Raw genomic sequence first — 14,842 nt, 5'->3', positions numbered from 1 at the left:
CACCCTCTCCCTATCTATCCCCACTCCCCCCGGGTGCGGTGTGGCGATTTCGCGCGAAATCGCCGCCTCACGAGCCGAACTGGATGGAGCGCTTGGCCAGGCCCCACCAGAAGCCGTCGATGGCGATCTTCTGCCGGTCGAGGTCCGAGCCGGCGGCGCCCAGCGTGACGAACAGCGGGGCGAAGTGCTCCGTGCGCGGATGCGCCAGGCGGCCCGCCGGGGCCTTGCGCTCGAAGTCGAGCAGCGCGTCGACGTCGCGGGCCTCCAGCGCCTGCCTGCCCCAGTCGTCGAACTCCGTCGACCAGCTCGGGGTGGTCTCGGCGCGCAGAGCCGCGAGGTTGTGGGTGAAGAAGCCGCTGCCCACGATGAGCACGCCTTCGTCGCGCAGCGGTTCGAGCGCTTGGCCGATGCGCATCAGGCGCTCCGGCTCCAGCGTCGGCATGGAGATCTGCAGCACCGGCACGTCGGCGTCGGGGTACATCTCCTTCAGCGGCACGTAGGCGCCGTGGTCGAGCCCGCGCTCCGGGAAGTCCTGCACCGGGGTGTCCGGGCCGCGCAGCAGCGAGCGCACCCGCGCGGCGAGTTCCGGAGCGCCGGGCGCGGCGTACCGGACCGAGTAGTAGTGCTCGGGGAAGCCCCAGAAGTCGTAAACCAGCGGCACGGTCGTCGTGGCGCCGATCGCCAGCGGGGCCTCCTCCCAGTGCGCCGAGATGATCAGGATCGCCTTCGGCTTAGGCAGATCCCGCGACCAGGCGGCGAGCTGACCGGTCCACAGCTGGTCGTCGGCCAGCGGCGGGGCGCCGTGGCTGAGGTAGAGGGCGGGCATCCGGCCCGTCGCCGGAGCGGTCATGGCGATCTCCTCGTTCGAATTTGAACTACACCCCCGAAGGTACGCTGTTGTTCGAATTTGAACAAGCTAGGCTGATGGGCATGACGGAACCGCGCTGGCTCGACGCCGAGGAGATGGCCGCCTGGAACGCCTTCGTGGAGGCGAGCAACCTGGTCGCCCGGCGGGTCGAGCAGCAGCTGCGCGAGCAGGCCGGGCTGTCGCACCCGCAGTACGAGATCCTGGTCCGGCTCGCTGCCGAGCCCGGCGGCGAGATGCGCATGACCGAGCTCGCCCAGCAGGTGGTGACGTCGAAGAGCGGCCTGACGTACCAGGTCACGCAGCTGGAGAAGGCGGGTCTGGTGCGCCGCCGGACCTGCGACACCGACGACCGCGGCGTCATCGCCGGACTCACCGACGCCGGCCGGGAGAAGCTGCGCGAGGCCGCGCCCGGTCACGTCGAGCTGGTCCGCGCGAACCTCATCGACGTGCTCAGCCGCGACCAGCTGCGCGCCATCGCGACCGGGTTGGGGGCGGTGACCCGCGCGCTCCGCGAGCGGCCTTGACGGCGCACTCGCGTCACTGATCAAATTTTCAGGACACCGAAGTCTCTTCTGGTATGTGAAGGCGCATACCTGCCCGTGGGGTATTGCCTTCTGGACCGGTTCCGTGGAAAGTCTGAGGGCTGCCGTGCCGATGGGCTCGGGGCGCACCGCGCCCCACCCGGCCGCCCGGACGCCGCGGCAGGACCGAAGGAAGTTGCGTGGCGCAGCGCGTCCGCCACGCGCATTTCGAAGGAGAGAGATGAAGTTTCTGAGGTTGGGTCCGGTGGGGGCCGAGCGCCCGCACGTGGCGGACGACCAGGGCCGGGTGTTCGAATTGAGCCCGATCACCGACGACATCGACGGGGACTTCCTGGCCGGCGACGGCATCCAGCGGGCCCGCGCGGCGCTGGCCGCCGGCGAACTCCCGGCGGTCGACGACCCCGGCGACGGCACCGGCCTGCGGGTCGGCGCGCCGATCGCGCGGCCGATGGCGGTGCTGTGCATCGGCCAGAACTACGCCGCGCACGCCGCCGAGTCCGGCTCGGCCCCGCCGGAGGTGCCGATCCTGTTCTTCAAGCACCCGAACACGGTCGTCGGGCCGTACGACGAGGTGCTGATCCCGCGCGGCGCCGAGCAGACCGACTGGGAGGTGGAGCTGGGCATCGTGATCGGCCGCCGGGCCCGCTACCTGGACAGCGCGGAGGAGGCGCTGGCCAGCATCGCCGGGTTCGTGGTGTCCAACGACGTGTCCGAGCGGGCGTTCCAGAAGGACCACTCCGGCGGGCAGTGGTCCAAGGGCAAGTGCTGCGAGACGTTCAACCCGGTCGGCCCGTGGCTGGTCCCGGCGGACGAGATCGCCGATCCGCAGGCGCTGCGGCTGCGGACGTTCGTCAACGGCGAGGCGCGGCAGGACTCCAGCACGTCGGACATGATCTTCGGCGTGGCGGAGATCATCAGGCACCTCTCGCAGTACCTGACGCTGGAGCCGGGAGACCTGGTCAACACCGGCACGCCGGAAGGCGTGGCGCTGTCCGGGAAGTTCCCGTACCTGGCCGCGGGCGACGTGATGGAACTGGAGATCGACGGTCTCGGTCGCCAACGCCAGCAGCTCAAGTCGGCCTGAGAGGCCGCTCGTAGCAGGAAAGACGACGACCCGGCACCGAACCCCCTCGGTGCCGGGTCGTCGTCTTCGTGGAACTCCGCTGCGCCGACCCCCAGTGCGACGCTGCTGATTCCAGATCAGGCCGCCAGCTTCCGCGCCTTCGCGTAGCGGTTGTTGGCCGGCAGCCAGCACAGCACGACCGTGATGACCGCGGTCGCCAGGCCGATGTAGCCCATGGTGTTCACCAGTCCCGGGCCGCCGTCGTCGAACGCCGCCGCCAGGCCGCCGATCAGCGACAGGATCGCGAAGATGGTGACCAGCACGCGCGACCAGGTCGAGCCCTTGATCGCGAACAGGGTGAACAGCAGCAGCGGCGCGGCGAAGATGATCAGCAGGAACGCCTTGAAGATCAGCCCGGCGTGCGCGAGCGAGACCATGGTGTCCCACTCGTCAACGGACTTGGCGAGGTCGATGGCCTCCTGGGGGTTGTCGGTGCCCATGGTCTCCATGACCGTGTCGAGGCCGACCAGCGAGGGGTTGTTGAGCGCGACGTCGGTCGCGTAGCTGTCGGCGAGGTCGCGGCCGCCTGCGAACAGGTAGATCGCGCCGATCAGGCCGGACAACGCGGAGATCGCGGAGATGACCACCAGCGCCAGCAGCGTGGCGGGCTTCTTCAACGCGGTCTGGACGGGGCCGTCCGCCGGGGGAGCGGTCTGGGAGTACGTCACGGCTGTTTCTCCTTGCCAGGGTTCATGAAAGGGGGGATCGGTGGGGGGATCCGCGGGGCGCGATCACCTCGGCCGGCGGCTGCGGTGCCGCCGGGTGGGCGTGACCCGTTTCCGGGCGGAGCATCCGTCGGGGGAGCCGGCGGCCGTGTCGACCACCGCGCGCCGCTCCCGCTGTCCGACGCGATTTCGCGCAGCGCGAGCCCAAGCGCTGCTGAAACGAGCCTCGTCCGACGCCGCGCCCGGGCAGGGCGCAGCGGTGGTGATGCGCATGGTGCTTCGCGAATCCTCTCCAAGCGGGTTGCGGTGCTCACGCCACCGCAGGGCCCGCGTCCGTGCGAAATGCCCCGAGCTGACCGGTCGGTGCGAACCGAACCGGGCGGTCGTCGAAGGACCGCCGTTGGGGCGAGGCAGATCATTACACCGCGCCGCAACGGATTCCAGCACTTTTCGGAAAAATTCCGCAGATCATTAGTTCTGGCACGCAGATCAGTTCGGCGCACTACACTCCGGCGCGAGAAAGGGATAGAGAGAGGGACGCATGCCGTGCCGTTAGCCGGAACCGCCAGCCTGCCCGCGACCGACCTGCGCAGCCGCCTGCTGCAATCACCGTCCGCTTTGCTGGACACCACAATGGACCAGATGCGGACGCTGGTCCTGGTGCACGAGTTGGGAACGGCGCTGGCAGCGGCGCGTTCGCTCGGGCGCGAGCAGTCCAGCGTGCAGAAGCAGTTGGACACCTTGAACCGGAACTTCACGCAGCTGTGCGGAGAACCGCTCGTCGTCAAGCAGGGGCGCGGGAAGAAGGTGCTGTTCACCGCCTCCGGCGAAGCGTTCGTGGAGATCGCGCGGGACACCTTGGGCGATTGGCTCGACGGGGTGCGCGAAACGCGACGACTTCGTGGCGAAACGGTTACTGTCGGCACCACTCGCTTCACTCTCGGTTTCCTCGCCAATGCTGGTGAACACGTCGCCGAGGAATTCCAGGATCGTGGAATCGATTTGCGCGTCACGCACTTGCGGACCCGCGAGTTGTTGGATGCGTTGCGGACGAAGCAGGCGGACCTCGTCTGCGGCAGCGCGCTGGTGTCCGAGGACGACGCCGTGCTGGCCGAATTCGACGTGATGGAGTGGCGGCGCAGCGGGCTGAGCCTGGTCACCAACTTATCCGGAGAACAGTTGCCGAACCGCGCGTTGCGCGCGAGTGAACTCCACTCGGTGCCGCTGGTGGTTCCGGCGAGCGGGCTGATCTCCGGGTTCCTGCACGGGTGGTTCGGCACCGACTTCCGGGACAAGCTCGACATCGCCGCCGAGATCGACGACGTCCGCTACGGGTTCGACCTGCTGCGCTCGGAACTGCTGCACGGCTGCATGATCGTCACGCAGGGCGTGGGCGAGGCGGCCGGCGACGGGCGGCTGCCCGAAGGCCAGGGTCTGCGCACCATCGAGCTGATCAACGACGTCGGCCCGAAGATGCAGGTGCTGGTGGGCGCCTTCACGCGCCGAGGGGAGCGGCAGGGCTACTACGCCGAACACCCGCTGAACCTGCTGTGGACGGCGCTGGAGCTGGAGAACACCAAGTGGAAGAGCGGCGAGGTCGCCACCGCCAGGGCGTCCTGACGCAATTTCAATGGAAATCAGAGGTCCGATTTCCATTGAAATTGCGGAAGTTGTCCACAGGTCGGGGGAGTTGTCCACAGGATCCTGAGGTCGGTGCCGGTCGGTGCCGGTCGATGTTGGGTGTCGCCAAGTGTCGCCGTTCTCGCTGGGTGTTGCCGGTTTTCGCTGGGTGTTGCCGGTTCTCGCTGGGTGTTGCCGGTTCTCGCTGGGTGTTGCCGGGGTTTCGTGCTGGGCCGTTCGGGTCTAGGAGAACGTGAAAGGGTTTCGGTTTTGGTTCGGGGTGGCTAGCGTCCGGACTCGGCGAAACCGACCGAGAGGACCTGGCATGCCGCGACGTTCGCGCACCCTGGCCGCGCTCAGCGCAGCGGCAGTCGTCGGTTCCCTGGTGCTCGCACCGGCTTCGACCGCCGAGTCGGTCCCGGAACCCGCCCCGGACTACTGCCAGGAGCAGTGCCACCACATCCTGCCGCCCGGCCAGAACGGCAACGCGACCTTCGCCGACCTCGTCGCGCACATGCTGCTGGGCACCCGGCCGCCGCACTCCGACGACCAGCTCGCCGAGTACGACCGCCTCGCCGGCGGTTACCGCGAGCTGACGACGGGAACCATCGACGACTTCTTCAACGACAACTCCTTCGGCGTGCGGCCCGACGACGTCGAGCGGACCTACCAGCCGCGCGAAGACGTCACCATCGTACGTGACAAGACCGCCGGGATCCCGCACATCTACGGCACCACGCGCTCCGGCACTGCCTACGGCGCGGGCTACGCGATCGCCGAGGACAAGCTGTTCCTGATGGACGCGATGCGCCGCGCGGGGCGCGGCGAGGTGTCGCCGTTCGCCGGTGGTGCGCCGGCCAACCGCCAGCTGGAGCAGCAGTTCTTCGCCGTCTCGCCGTACACCGAGCAGGAGCTGCAGCAGCAGATCGACACCGTCGCGCGGTACGGCGAGCGCGGGCGCCAGGCCCTCGAAGACGCGAAGTCCTATGTGGACGGGATCAACGAGTACATCGACAGGTCCTACAACGGGCGCTACTTCCCCGGCGAGTACGTCGCCACCGGGCACGTCGACCCGATCACCAACGCCGGCCGGATCGAGCCGTTCAGGCTCACCGACCTGGTCGTGCTGGCGTCGCTGGTCGGCGCCCAGTTCGGCGGTGGCGGCGGCAACGAGGTGCAGAACGCCGTCGCGCGGATGTCGCTGCACGAGCGGTTCGGCCCGGAGCGCGGCGAGCAGATCTGGGCGGCCTTCCGCGCCGAGAACGATCCAGAGGCCATCAGCACCATCCACGATGGACAGTCGTTCCCCTACGGCGGAACGCCGGCGGACCCGCGCGGCGTCGTGCTGCCCGATCCCGGTTCGGTGTCCGCGCAACAGCTGATCTTCGACCCGACCGGATCGGCCGTCGAGGCCGCCGAACCGGCCGCCCGGGCGGAATCGAGCAACCCGCCGCCGGCCACCGACGACCCGGTGGAGAGCCTGCGCGGCATCTTCGACGACGGCGTGGTGCCCGGCGGCATGGGGCAGGCCCGCGGCATGTCCAACGCGCTCGTCGTCTCCGGCGCGCACACCGAGAGCGGCCACCCGGTGGCCGTCTTCGGGCCGCAGACCGGCTACTTCTCGCCGCAGCTGCTGACCCTGCAGGAACTCCAGGGCCCCGGCATCTCGTCGAAGGGCGCGTCCTTCGCCGGGCTGAGCTTCTACACGCTGCTCGGCCGCGGCCAGGACTACGCCTGGAGCGCCACCACCGCATCGCAGGACATGATCGATTCCTACGCCGTCGAGCTGTGCGAACCCGACGGCCGCCCGGCCACGAAGGACTCGAACTTCTACCGCTTCCGCGGCGAATGCCTGCCGATGCAGACCGTCGAGCGCAAGAACGCCTGGCAGCCGAATCTCGGCGACAACACCCCGCAGGGCTCCTACCGCCTGGTGTCCTTCCGCACCCGCTACGGCCCGGTGACGCACCGGGCGACGGTCGACGGGCAGCCGGTGGCGTTCGCGCGGGCCCGCTCGACGTTCCTGCACGAGGTCGACTCGATCATCGGGTTCCAGAAGTTCAACGACCCGGGCGCGATCACCTCGGCGGCGGACTTCCAGCGCGCCGCCCACGACATCAACTACACGTTCAACTGGTTCTACGCCGACGCGACCGACACGGCGTACTTCAACTCCGGGGCGAACGTGGTGCGCAAGCCCGACGTCGACCCGAGCATGCCGATCGCAGGCGACCCGGCGTTCGAGTGGCAGGGCTGGAACCCGGCGGACAACACCGCAGCCTACGCCCCGTTCCACGAGCACCCGAACTCGATCAACCAGGACTACTACATCAGCTGGAACAACAAGCAGGCGCCCGGCACCGCTGGGGCCAAGGCGGAGAAGGGCGCGGTGCAGCGGGGTGACCTGCTCGACCGCCGCGTCGCCGAGCACATCGCGTCGGGGGGCAAGTTCGACCGCGTCACGCTGACGCAGGCGATGGCCGACGCGGGCGTCACCGACCTGCGCGCCGAACGGGTGCTCCCGGACCTGCTGCGGCTCATCGACAGCCGACCGGTCACCGATCCGGAGACGTCGGCGCTGGTCGACCGGCTGCGCGAGTGGCTCGCCGACGGCGGCAGGCGGGTGGAAACCTCGCCGGGCAGCGAGGAGTACGCGCACGCCGAGGCGATCGAGCTGCTGGACGCGTGGTGGCCGCGGCTGGTGCGCGGCGAGTTCGAGCCGGCCGTGGGCGCCGACGCCTACCGGGCGATGACGGACATGATGCAGATCAACGAGTCGCCGTCGGGCTGGCAGAACGGCGAGCCGGACCTGCACGTCGGCCAGGGCCACCAGGGCTCGGCGTTCCAGTTCGGCTGGTTCGGGCAGGTGTCCAAGGACATCCGCGCGGTGCTGGGCGAGCCGGTGCCCGGCGGGTTCGGCGAGCCGCTGTGCGGCGGCGGTGACGCCGGTGCGTGCCGGCAGATGCTGCTGGACACCCTGCGGCAGGCCGCGGGGACCCCGGCGACGGACACCTATCCCGGCGACGCGGACTGCAAGCCCGGCGACCAGTGGTGCGCGGACGCCATCCTGCAGACCAAGATCGGCGGCATCAGCCAGGAGAAGATCAGCTGGCAGAACCGTCCCACGTACCAACAGGTCGTCGAGTTCCCCACCCACAGATGAGGGCCCGACCCCGAGGTGCCCGTGCAACGGCCGGGTGTGGTGCGTGCGGATGATCGCGCATACCGTGAGGTCCGACGAACGGAGGCGCTGTGGGCGATCTTGAGGCCGTGTTGGGCCGACTCGACGACATCCGGGCTGATCTCACCGAGCTGTACAAGGACCTGCACGCGAACCCGGAGCTGTCCTTCGCCGAGCACCGGACGGCCGCCGAGGTCGCACGCCGGCTGGAAGCGCTGGGTCTGGAGGTCACCACCGAGGTCGGGCGCACCGGCGTGGTCGGCGTGCTCCGCAACGGCGACGGGCCGACGGTGCTGCTGCGCGCGGACTTCGACGCGCTGCCCGTCCTGGAGCAGACCGGCCTCGACTACGCCAGCACCCGCCGCGGCACCGACCCGGACGGCAACGACGTCCCGGTGATGCACGCCTGCGGCCACGACATGCACGTCACCTGCCAGCTCGGCGCGCTGGACCTGCTGGTCGCGGCCCGCGACCGGTGGGCGGGCACGATCGTCGCGGTGTTCCAGCCCGCGGAGGAGATCGGGGCCGGTGCGCAGGCGATGATCGACGACGGCTTCCTCGACCGGTTCCCGAAGCCGGACGTGTGCCTGGGCCAGCACGTCTTCCCGTTCGAGGCGGGGGCGGTCGGCATGATCAGCGGCCCCAGCATGTCCGCCGCCGACGGCCTGAAGGTCACCATGTTCGGGCGCGGCGCGCACGGTTCCCAGCCGCAGAACGCCATCGACCCGGTCGTGATGGCCTCGGCGACCGTGATGCGCCTGCAGACCGTCGTGTCCCGGGAGGTCGCCCCGAGCGACACCGCGGTGGTGACCGTGGGCTCGATCAAGGCGGGCACGAAGGACAACATCATCCCCGACCAGGCCGAACTGCGGGTCAACATCCGCTCCTTCGACGAGCGGGTCCGGGAACACGTGATCGCGGCCGTGCAGCGCATCGTGCGCGCCGAGGCGATCGCCGCCGGGGCCGAGCGCGAGCCGGAGTTCGAGCGGCTCACGGACTTCCCGGTGCTGGTGAACGATCCCGAGGTCACCGGCCGGACGACGGCGGCGCTGCGCAAGGAGCTCGGCGACGGCCAGGTGCAAGAACTGCCGCCGGTGGTCGGCAGCGAGGACGTCGGCCTCTTCGGCACCGCGGCGGGCGTGCCGACCTGCTACTGGTTCTTCGGCGGCACCGACCGGGAGAAGTGGCGGGCGGCGAAGGACGCGGGCACCCTCAACCGGGACGTCCCGTCCAACCACTCGCCGTTCTTCGCCCCGGTCGTCGAGCCGACCCTGACGACCGGCGTGACGGCGATGACCACGGCGGCCCTGGAGTGGCTGGCGAAGAGCTGACCGTTCGGCGCGGTTTCCGCGGAAACCGCGCCGAACCTCACGTGCCGGTGGCGCCGTCGATGCGTTCGCGCAGCATGTCGGCGTGGCCGTTGTGGCGGGCGTACTCGGCCAGCAGGTTGAACATGACCCAGCGCAGCGAGATCGGCTCGCCGGTGGAGCGGCGGATGCCGGTGTCGTCCAGCGAGGCGGCCGCGGCGACGATCTCGCGGGACCTCGCGCACTCCGCCCGCCAGGTCTCCAGCGCGGTCGCGAAATCGCCGCCCAGGTCGTCGAAGTCCTGGTCCGGATCGTCGTCGGAGTAGTACAGCAGCGGCACGTCCTCCTGGGCGAACTGGATGCGGAACCACCACCGCTCGACCCCGGCGAGGTGCCGCACCAAGCCGTGCAGCGAAAGCCCGGAAGGCTCGACGAGCCGGGCGGACAGCTGCGCGGCCGGCACGTCGGCGCACTTCAGGGCCAGCGTTTCCCGGTGCCAATCCAGGAAAGCGCTGAGCGTCTCCAACTCGCTGCCGGTCAGCGGCGGCTCGGCCCGATCACCGCCGGCCCACCGAAGCGAAGTGCTGACTGGGATTTCCGACACGATGCCTCCAATCGAAGAACCGAACCTTCCCACCGCCCTCCGACACTCCTGGCAGTTCGGTCGGTCACCGGTGCGGGGTCGGGTCGGTGAGGAGGGCTTCGACCAGGTCGGCCGGGGGTGGGCTGGGTCGGTCGGTGAAGTGGGCGAAGAACGCCGACTGGAGGCAGGCGCCGAGGAGGAGCGCCGCCAGGGCTTCCGGGTTCGCTCCCCGGTCGATCGCTCCCGCTCGCTGCTCGGCCGCGAGGTAGGCCGCGAGCTTCTCGCGCACCACGTTGGGGCCCATGTTCCGCTCCTGCAGCGCGGTTCGGTGGGCCGCCAGCAGGGCCGGTTCGGAGAACAGGGACGCCGCGATCGGGAACGTGTCGGTGTAGAAGTCGATCGCTTCGGCCGCGACCTCCTCCAGCGTTTCCCGCACGGCCCCGCGTCCCGCGCGCTCGTCCAGCGCGGCGAGCAGCTCGTGGATGTTGCTGGGCACGCGTTCCAGCAGGACGCCGAGGAACAGGTCGGTCTTGTCGCGGAAGTGCTTGTACAGCGCGGCTTCCGAGTAGCCGGCTTCCTTGGCGATCTCCTTGGTGGTGGCGCGGGCGAGGCCGCGGGTGCGCATCACGTGCGCTGCGGCGTCGAGCATCCGGTCGCGAGTTCCCACGGCGCACCTCTCGTTGACAAGTTGGTGAGTGTTCACCCACCATAATGGTTAGTGAACACTCACCAACTCGATGGGGGTGCGGAACATGCGGATCACGATCTTCGGGGCGACCGGCGGCACCGGGAAGCACCTGCTCGAACAGGCCTGCGCGGCGGGGCACGAGGTCACCGCCGTGGTGCGGGACCCGGCGCGGTTCGCCCACGACCACCCGGGGCTGACCGTGGTGACCGCCGACGTGATGGACCCCGCCGCGATACGGCCGCACGTGGCCGGCCGGGACGCGGTGATCTCGGCGATCGGCTCGCGCGACCTGAAGCCGACCACCATCCAGACCGACAGCACCAGGAGCATCCTCGACGCGATGGCCGCCGCCGGTGCGCGCCGGTTCCTCGTGGTCAGCAACTGCGGCATGCTCTCCGATGGCGACGGCCCGGTGACCAAGCACGTGGTCAAGCCGATCCTGTGGCGCATCCTCCGGAACCCCTGGACGGACATGGGCCACATGGAGGAAGTCGTCCGGGCCAGCGGGCTGGACTGGACGATCATCCGGCCGCCGCAGCTCACGAACGGCCCGCGCACCGGCCGGTACCGGACGGCGGTCGACCGGAACGTGCGCGGCGCCAAGCGGATCTCGCGGGCGAACGTGGCCGACTGCCTGCTGCGCGAGCTCGCCGATCCGGGCTCGGTGGGCAAGGCGATCGCGGTCGCCAACTGAACCCGGCTACTTCGTGATCAGCCCGATGTCGAGGTTCGGGATCTGGTTGATCTTGCCGTCGGTCAGCGCGACGACGGCGGTGGCGGTGCCATCGGCCGGGTCGGCGTCGGAGTCGGTCTCCGGCGCGCCGACGTGCTGCGGCGAGAAGCCCATGCCCTCGGGCGGGACGAACCGCAGGACGTAGGTGCTGGTGCCCTGGTTCGGCATCGCGTAGTGCCCGGTGCCGTCGGAGCCGCTGCCCCACCTGCCGATCCAGAAGCGGATATCGGGCAGCAGCGGCTCATCCGCCTGGCGTTGCCCGTCGGCGTTGAGGTCGTGCCAGGTGACGCCGGTGATGTCGCTGCCGAGCTTGCCGAAGTCCGCGCGGCTGGTCTCGCCGGGTCGCACGTCGATGATGACCTCGTCCGGAGTCGTCATCTGGTAGCCGATCGGGTTGATGCCGACCCGGTACCGGCCGGGCGGCACGCCCGGAATCTCGTACGTGGCATCGGGATTCGTCCCGACCGTCGCCACCCAGCTGCCGTCCAGGTGGTACAGCCCGACCGCGCTGCCACCGCTCGGCTCGCCGGGCTGCCAGACGCCGTCGGCGTTGCGGTCGAAGTAGTGCAGCCCGCGCACGGTCCCGGTCGGCGGCTCGGCTGCCGCCGGCATCGCCGTTCCCAGCAGCGCCAACGCGCTCGCCGCCACGAAAACCGCGCCTCTTCCCGTCATCACGCCTCCGCTCGCAGTGGGTACCCGTTCTGCGTCGAAGACGCGCTTCGCCCGGTAGTGGTTGCCCTGTCGTGAGTGTTTTCGGTTGCTGTGGTGACCAGGAGCGCTCACGATTCGCGTTCTCAGCGGCGGACGCGGTAGGTGATGTGCGTGACCAGCGAGGCGGGACGTGCCGAAACCAGTTCCAGGTCCAGCGCGGGCACGCCGTCGAACAGCCGCTCTCCGGCGCCGAGCGTGACGGGGGCGATGTGGGTGCGCAGCTCGTCGATGAGCCCGGCGCTGAGGTACTGGTTGACCGTGGCCACGCCGCCGGCGATCGCGACGTTGCGGTCGCCCGCCGCCTTCTTCGCCTGGTCGAGCGCGGATTCGATGCCGTCGGTGACGAAGGTGAAGGTGGTGCCGCCCGCCATGACCAGGGGCTCGCGCGGGTAGTGGGTGAGCACGAAGACCGGGGCGTGGTACGGGGGCTCGTCGCCCCACCAGCCCGTCCAGTCCAGGTCCCACTCGCCGCGGATCGGCCCGAACATGTTGCGCCCCATCACGTTGGCGCCGACCGCGGTGATCGCGTCCATTTCGGTCTTGTTCTCGTCCGCGGTCTCGAACATCCAGGCGGTCAGCCGGTCGACCGGGCCGTCGCCGAAGGGCTTCTCGTGGCTCTGGCCGGGCCCGGCAGCGTATCCGTCGGCCGAAACGGCGATGTCGCAAACCACCTTGGACATGAGTTCTCCGTGTTCGTCGTCCCATCCGATTGCGTTTTGCAACCGGCGGTGGGACCATACGCGGTACCGGATGCAGAGTGCAAGCGGTTTCTGATCGAAGGAGGTCCCGGTGAAGGACGAGCGCCGATCCGGATGCCCGATCAACCTCGCCGTCGAGGTGCTCGGCGACAAGTGGTCGCTGGTCGTCATCCGGGACATGATGTTCGGCAACCGCAGGCACTTCCGCGAGCTGCTGAACAACTCCGAGGAAGGCATCGCCTCGAACATCCTCGCGTCGCGGCTGCAGCGCCTCGTCGAGAACGGGCTGGTGTCGAAGGCCGCCGACCCGAGCCACAAGCAGAAGGTGATCTACAGCCTCACCGAGACCGCCATCCAGCTCGTCCCGATCATGGCGCACCTCGGCGCCTGGGGACGCCGCCACCTGCCGGTGACGCGCGAGCTGGCCATCCGCGCCGAACTGCTCGAACGGGGCGGCCCCGAGCTGTGGGACGAGTTCATGGACGAGTTGCGGGAGCAGCACCTGGGCATCCCGCGGCCGGCCGGAACCGAATCGGTCTTCGCCCGCCTGCGCGCCGCCTACGAGGCGGAACTCGCGCGGGAGTGACGCCGTTCCCGCGCTCGGCGGCGTTGGTCAGCCGTCGCTGCTCACGTTGGCCGGGGGCACGCCCGCGTTCATGGCGCCCGAGCAGGCCCGCCCGGGCACGCCGCTTTCCGTGCGCACCGACCTGTACGGGCTGGGCGCTTTGCTCTACGTGGCGCTCACCGGCCGGAATCCGCACGATTCGGCGAGCGCGGCGGAGGTCGCCCGCAGGCCCGCGCCGCGCCCGCCGAGCGCCTTCGTCGCGGCCATACCGTCCGATGTGGACGATGTGGTGCTGCGTGCGCTGTCGCCGGATCCGGAGGACCGCCAACCCGACGCGGCCACCGTGGTCGCCGAGCTCCGGCAGGTGGCGGGCGGAGCGCCGGTGCCCCGCCCGCCGCGGAAGCGCCGGCGACGGCTGCCGGTGTCGATCATTCGGATTCCGCGTGCCGAGGGAGTGGGCGAAGCAGTCGGCCGACTCCACGTGGGATCCCGCGACGCTCGGCGCCGCCGGGCCGCCGCAGCCCGCGGTGCTGGTGGCCAAGTCGGCGACCGGTTTCCCGAACCCCGACGACACCGGGCAAGGTGTGTTCGCGGGTGTGCTGCCGCCGGGAACCGCGCTGAGCACAACGGATTTCGACGACCGCGTGACGCGCGACCACTGCGCGCCCACGACCGGCGCAGCCGGTCGAGGTCGAGGGCTTGCTGACGCTGCGGACGCAGCGCTGCGGCGCGGTCGTGGTGCAGGACGCGCTGATGTCCGCGGCGGGCCGCCTGGTGTGGGTGCAGGCAAGCAGCCGAGCACCGAGGTGACGCAGACCGACGAGGTCCTCGCCTCCCTGACCATCACGCCCTGACCGGTGTCGGTGCGGGGCACTACGGTGCGCGTCGCCGACACCTCGGACGAAGGGATCATCATGGGAGCATCGGGCTGGAGCTACCGGACCGCGTACCGCGGCGATATCCGCGAAGCGGTGGAATCGCTGGAGCGAGAGGTCTTCGCGGCCGGCGACTACTACTGGCCGTACGAGTTCTACGACCACCTGCCGTCGAAGGCCAGGCCGGGCTCGGTCGACGAACTGTGGCAGGACGAACTCGCGCAGGAAGAGGGCACGCATTCGATCCTCGACATGGAAACGGTTATCGGAGCGGGGGATTCCGACGAGCACGGCACGATCCGCCCGCTGTCGGCGGCCGAGATGCGGGAGCACTTCGACACCGACCGGCCCACGCCGGAGATCTTCGACCGGGCGGAGGAAGCGGGAACGTTGCCCGACCTGACTCCGAGGTGGAGCGCCGTCTGCATGCCGCTGCACATCGGGGGAGCGCCCGCGCAGATCGCCTTCTGGGGTTACTCCGGCGACTAGCTGTTGCGGGACGGGACGTTGACGACGCGTGGTTGCGTCACGGTTGGTGCCGTTCATCACCAATGGTGTAGTTGAGCTCCCGTGGCGACCACGTCGAGCCCGAAACAGGTAACCTGGCTCCTCGTGCTCCCCGAGTCAGACCGGGTAGGGGCTTTCGGTCACGCCGTCAGCCCCTGAACCCCTGAGTTCTAGTT

Annotated in this window: 16 protein-coding genes; 9 read left to right on the top strand and 7 right to left on the bottom strand. The window is 69.8% G+C overall.

Translation table 11 applies throughout. The features are described from left to right. Positions 1 to 67: 67 nt before the first annotated feature. On the bottom strand, positions 68 to 850 hold the full coding sequence (locus tag ACWEV3_RS38985) for a dioxygenase family protein (protein ID WP_452618715.1): 783 nt from the start codon (positions 848 to 850) through the stop codon (positions 68 to 70). An 80-nt stretch (positions 851 to 930) separates the two neighbouring features. On the opposite strand from ACWEV3_RS38985, the gene ACWEV3_RS38980 reads away from it, so the two are divergent. Together ACWEV3_RS38980 and ACWEV3_RS38975 are read left to right on the top strand one after the other, a co-directional pair. Further along, on the top strand, positions 931 to 1,392 hold the full coding sequence (locus ACWEV3_RS38980; protein ID WP_452618714.1) for a MarR family winged helix-turn-helix transcriptional regulator: 462 nt from the start codon (positions 931 to 933) through the stop codon (positions 1,390 to 1,392). Between the two features lie 238 nt (positions 1,393 to 1,630). Beyond that, positions 1,631 to 2,494, top strand: a complete 864-nt coding sequence (locus tag ACWEV3_RS38975; RefSeq protein WP_452618713.1) for a fumarylacetoacetate hydrolase family protein — start codon at positions 1,631 to 1,633, stop codon at positions 2,492 to 2,494. 116 nt (positions 2,495 to 2,610) lie between these two features. On the opposite strand, the gene ACWEV3_RS38970 is transcribed toward ACWEV3_RS38975, so the two are convergent. Then, positions 2,611 to 3,201: a hypothetical protein gene (locus ACWEV3_RS38970; RefSeq protein ID WP_452618712.1), complete on the bottom strand. Its 591-nt coding sequence runs from the start codon at positions 3,199 to 3,201 to the stop codon at positions 2,611 to 2,613. 543 nt (positions 3,202 to 3,744) lie between these two features. Between ACWEV3_RS38970 and ACWEV3_RS38965 the strand changes: the two genes are divergently transcribed. The 3 genes from ACWEV3_RS38965 (at position 3,745) to ACWEV3_RS38955 (ending at position 9,330) form a co-directional block, all read left to right on the top strand. Continuing rightward, positions 3,745 to 4,818 carry a LysR family transcriptional regulator gene (locus tag ACWEV3_RS38965; protein WP_452618711.1) on the top strand — a complete coding sequence of 358 codons (1,074 nt, stop codon included), beginning with the start codon at positions 3,745 to 3,747 and terminating at the stop codon, positions 4,816 to 4,818. 325 nt (positions 4,819 to 5,143) lie between these two features. Further along, positions 5,144 to 7,981, top strand: a complete 2,838-nt coding sequence (locus tag ACWEV3_RS38960; protein WP_452618710.1) for a penicillin acylase family protein — start codon at positions 5,144 to 5,146, stop codon at positions 7,979 to 7,981. 89 nt (positions 7,982 to 8,070) lie between these two features. After that, positions 8,071 to 9,330, top strand: coding sequence for a M20 family metallopeptidase (locus ACWEV3_RS38955; protein WP_452618709.1), 1,260 nt, complete (start codon positions 8,071 to 8,073; stop codon positions 9,328 to 9,330). Positions 9,331 to 9,367: 37 nt separating this feature from the next. Here the strand turns inward: ACWEV3_RS38955 and ACWEV3_RS38950 are convergent, their stop codons facing one another. After that, entirely contained in the window at positions 9,368 to 9,910 is a 543-nt protein-coding gene (locus ACWEV3_RS38950; RefSeq protein WP_452618708.1) for a DinB family protein, read from the bottom strand. A gap of 64 nt (positions 9,911 to 9,974) precedes the next feature. After that, positions 9,975 to 10,556, bottom strand: coding sequence for a TetR/AcrR family transcriptional regulator (locus ACWEV3_RS38945; protein WP_452618707.1), 582 nt, complete (start codon positions 10,554 to 10,556; stop codon positions 9,975 to 9,977). Positions 10,557 to 10,641: 85 nt separating this feature from the next. On the opposite strand from ACWEV3_RS38945, the gene ACWEV3_RS38940 reads away from it, so the two are divergent. Beyond that, a complete protein-coding gene (locus ACWEV3_RS38940; protein WP_452618706.1) occupies positions 10,642 to 11,271 on the top strand; it encodes an NAD(P)-dependent oxidoreductase in 630 nt (209 codons plus the stop codon). Between the two features lie 6 nt (positions 11,272 to 11,277). Here ACWEV3_RS38940 and ACWEV3_RS38935 read toward each other — a convergent pair whose 3' ends face one another. After that, positions 11,278 to 11,982 carry an SdrD B-like domain-containing protein gene (locus ACWEV3_RS38935; RefSeq protein ID WP_452618705.1) on the bottom strand — a complete coding sequence of 235 codons (705 nt, stop codon included), beginning with the start codon at positions 11,980 to 11,982 and terminating at the stop codon, positions 11,278 to 11,280. 122 nt (positions 11,983 to 12,104) lie between these two features. Then, positions 12,105 to 12,701 carry a dihydrofolate reductase family protein gene (locus tag ACWEV3_RS38930; RefSeq protein ID WP_452618704.1) on the bottom strand — a complete coding sequence of 199 codons (597 nt, stop codon included), beginning with the start codon at positions 12,699 to 12,701 and terminating at the stop codon, positions 12,105 to 12,107. A 109-nt stretch (positions 12,702 to 12,810) separates the two neighbouring features. Here ACWEV3_RS38930 and ACWEV3_RS38925 point away from each other — a divergent pair, with 109 nt between their 5' ends. Further along, complete coding sequence (locus ACWEV3_RS38925; RefSeq protein WP_452618703.1) at positions 12,811 to 13,305, top strand: winged helix-turn-helix transcriptional regulator; 495 nt, start codon at positions 12,811 to 12,813, stop codon at positions 13,303 to 13,305. Between the two features lie 144 nt (positions 13,306 to 13,449). On the opposite strand, the gene ACWEV3_RS38920 is transcribed toward ACWEV3_RS38925, so the two are convergent. Then, entirely contained in the window at positions 13,450 to 13,716 is a 267-nt protein-coding gene (locus ACWEV3_RS38920; RefSeq protein WP_452618702.1) for a hypothetical protein, read from the bottom strand. Positions 13,717 to 13,727: 11 nt separating this feature from the next. On the opposite strand from ACWEV3_RS38920, the gene ACWEV3_RS38915 reads away from it, so the two are divergent. Both ACWEV3_RS38915 and ACWEV3_RS38910 read left to right on the top strand, forming a co-directional pair. Then, positions 13,728 to 14,138 (top strand): hypothetical protein, encoded by a 411-nt coding sequence (locus ACWEV3_RS38915; protein WP_452618701.1) that lies wholly within the window; start codon positions 13,728 to 13,730, stop codon positions 14,136 to 14,138. Between the two features lie 9 nt (positions 14,139 to 14,147). Further along, the gene (locus tag ACWEV3_RS38910) at positions 14,148 to 14,648 is read left to right on the top strand and encodes a hypothetical protein (RefSeq protein ID WP_452618700.1); all 501 of its coding nucleotides are present in this window, start codon (positions 14,148 to 14,150) and stop codon (positions 14,646 to 14,648) included. Positions 14,649 to 14,842 lie beyond the last annotated feature (194 nt).

This window comes from Saccharopolyspora sp. NPDC003752 (assembly GCF_053605825.1).
The sequence above is the reverse complement of the archived record's forward strand: the minus strand, read 5'-3'. Positions and strand labels throughout refer to the sequence as shown.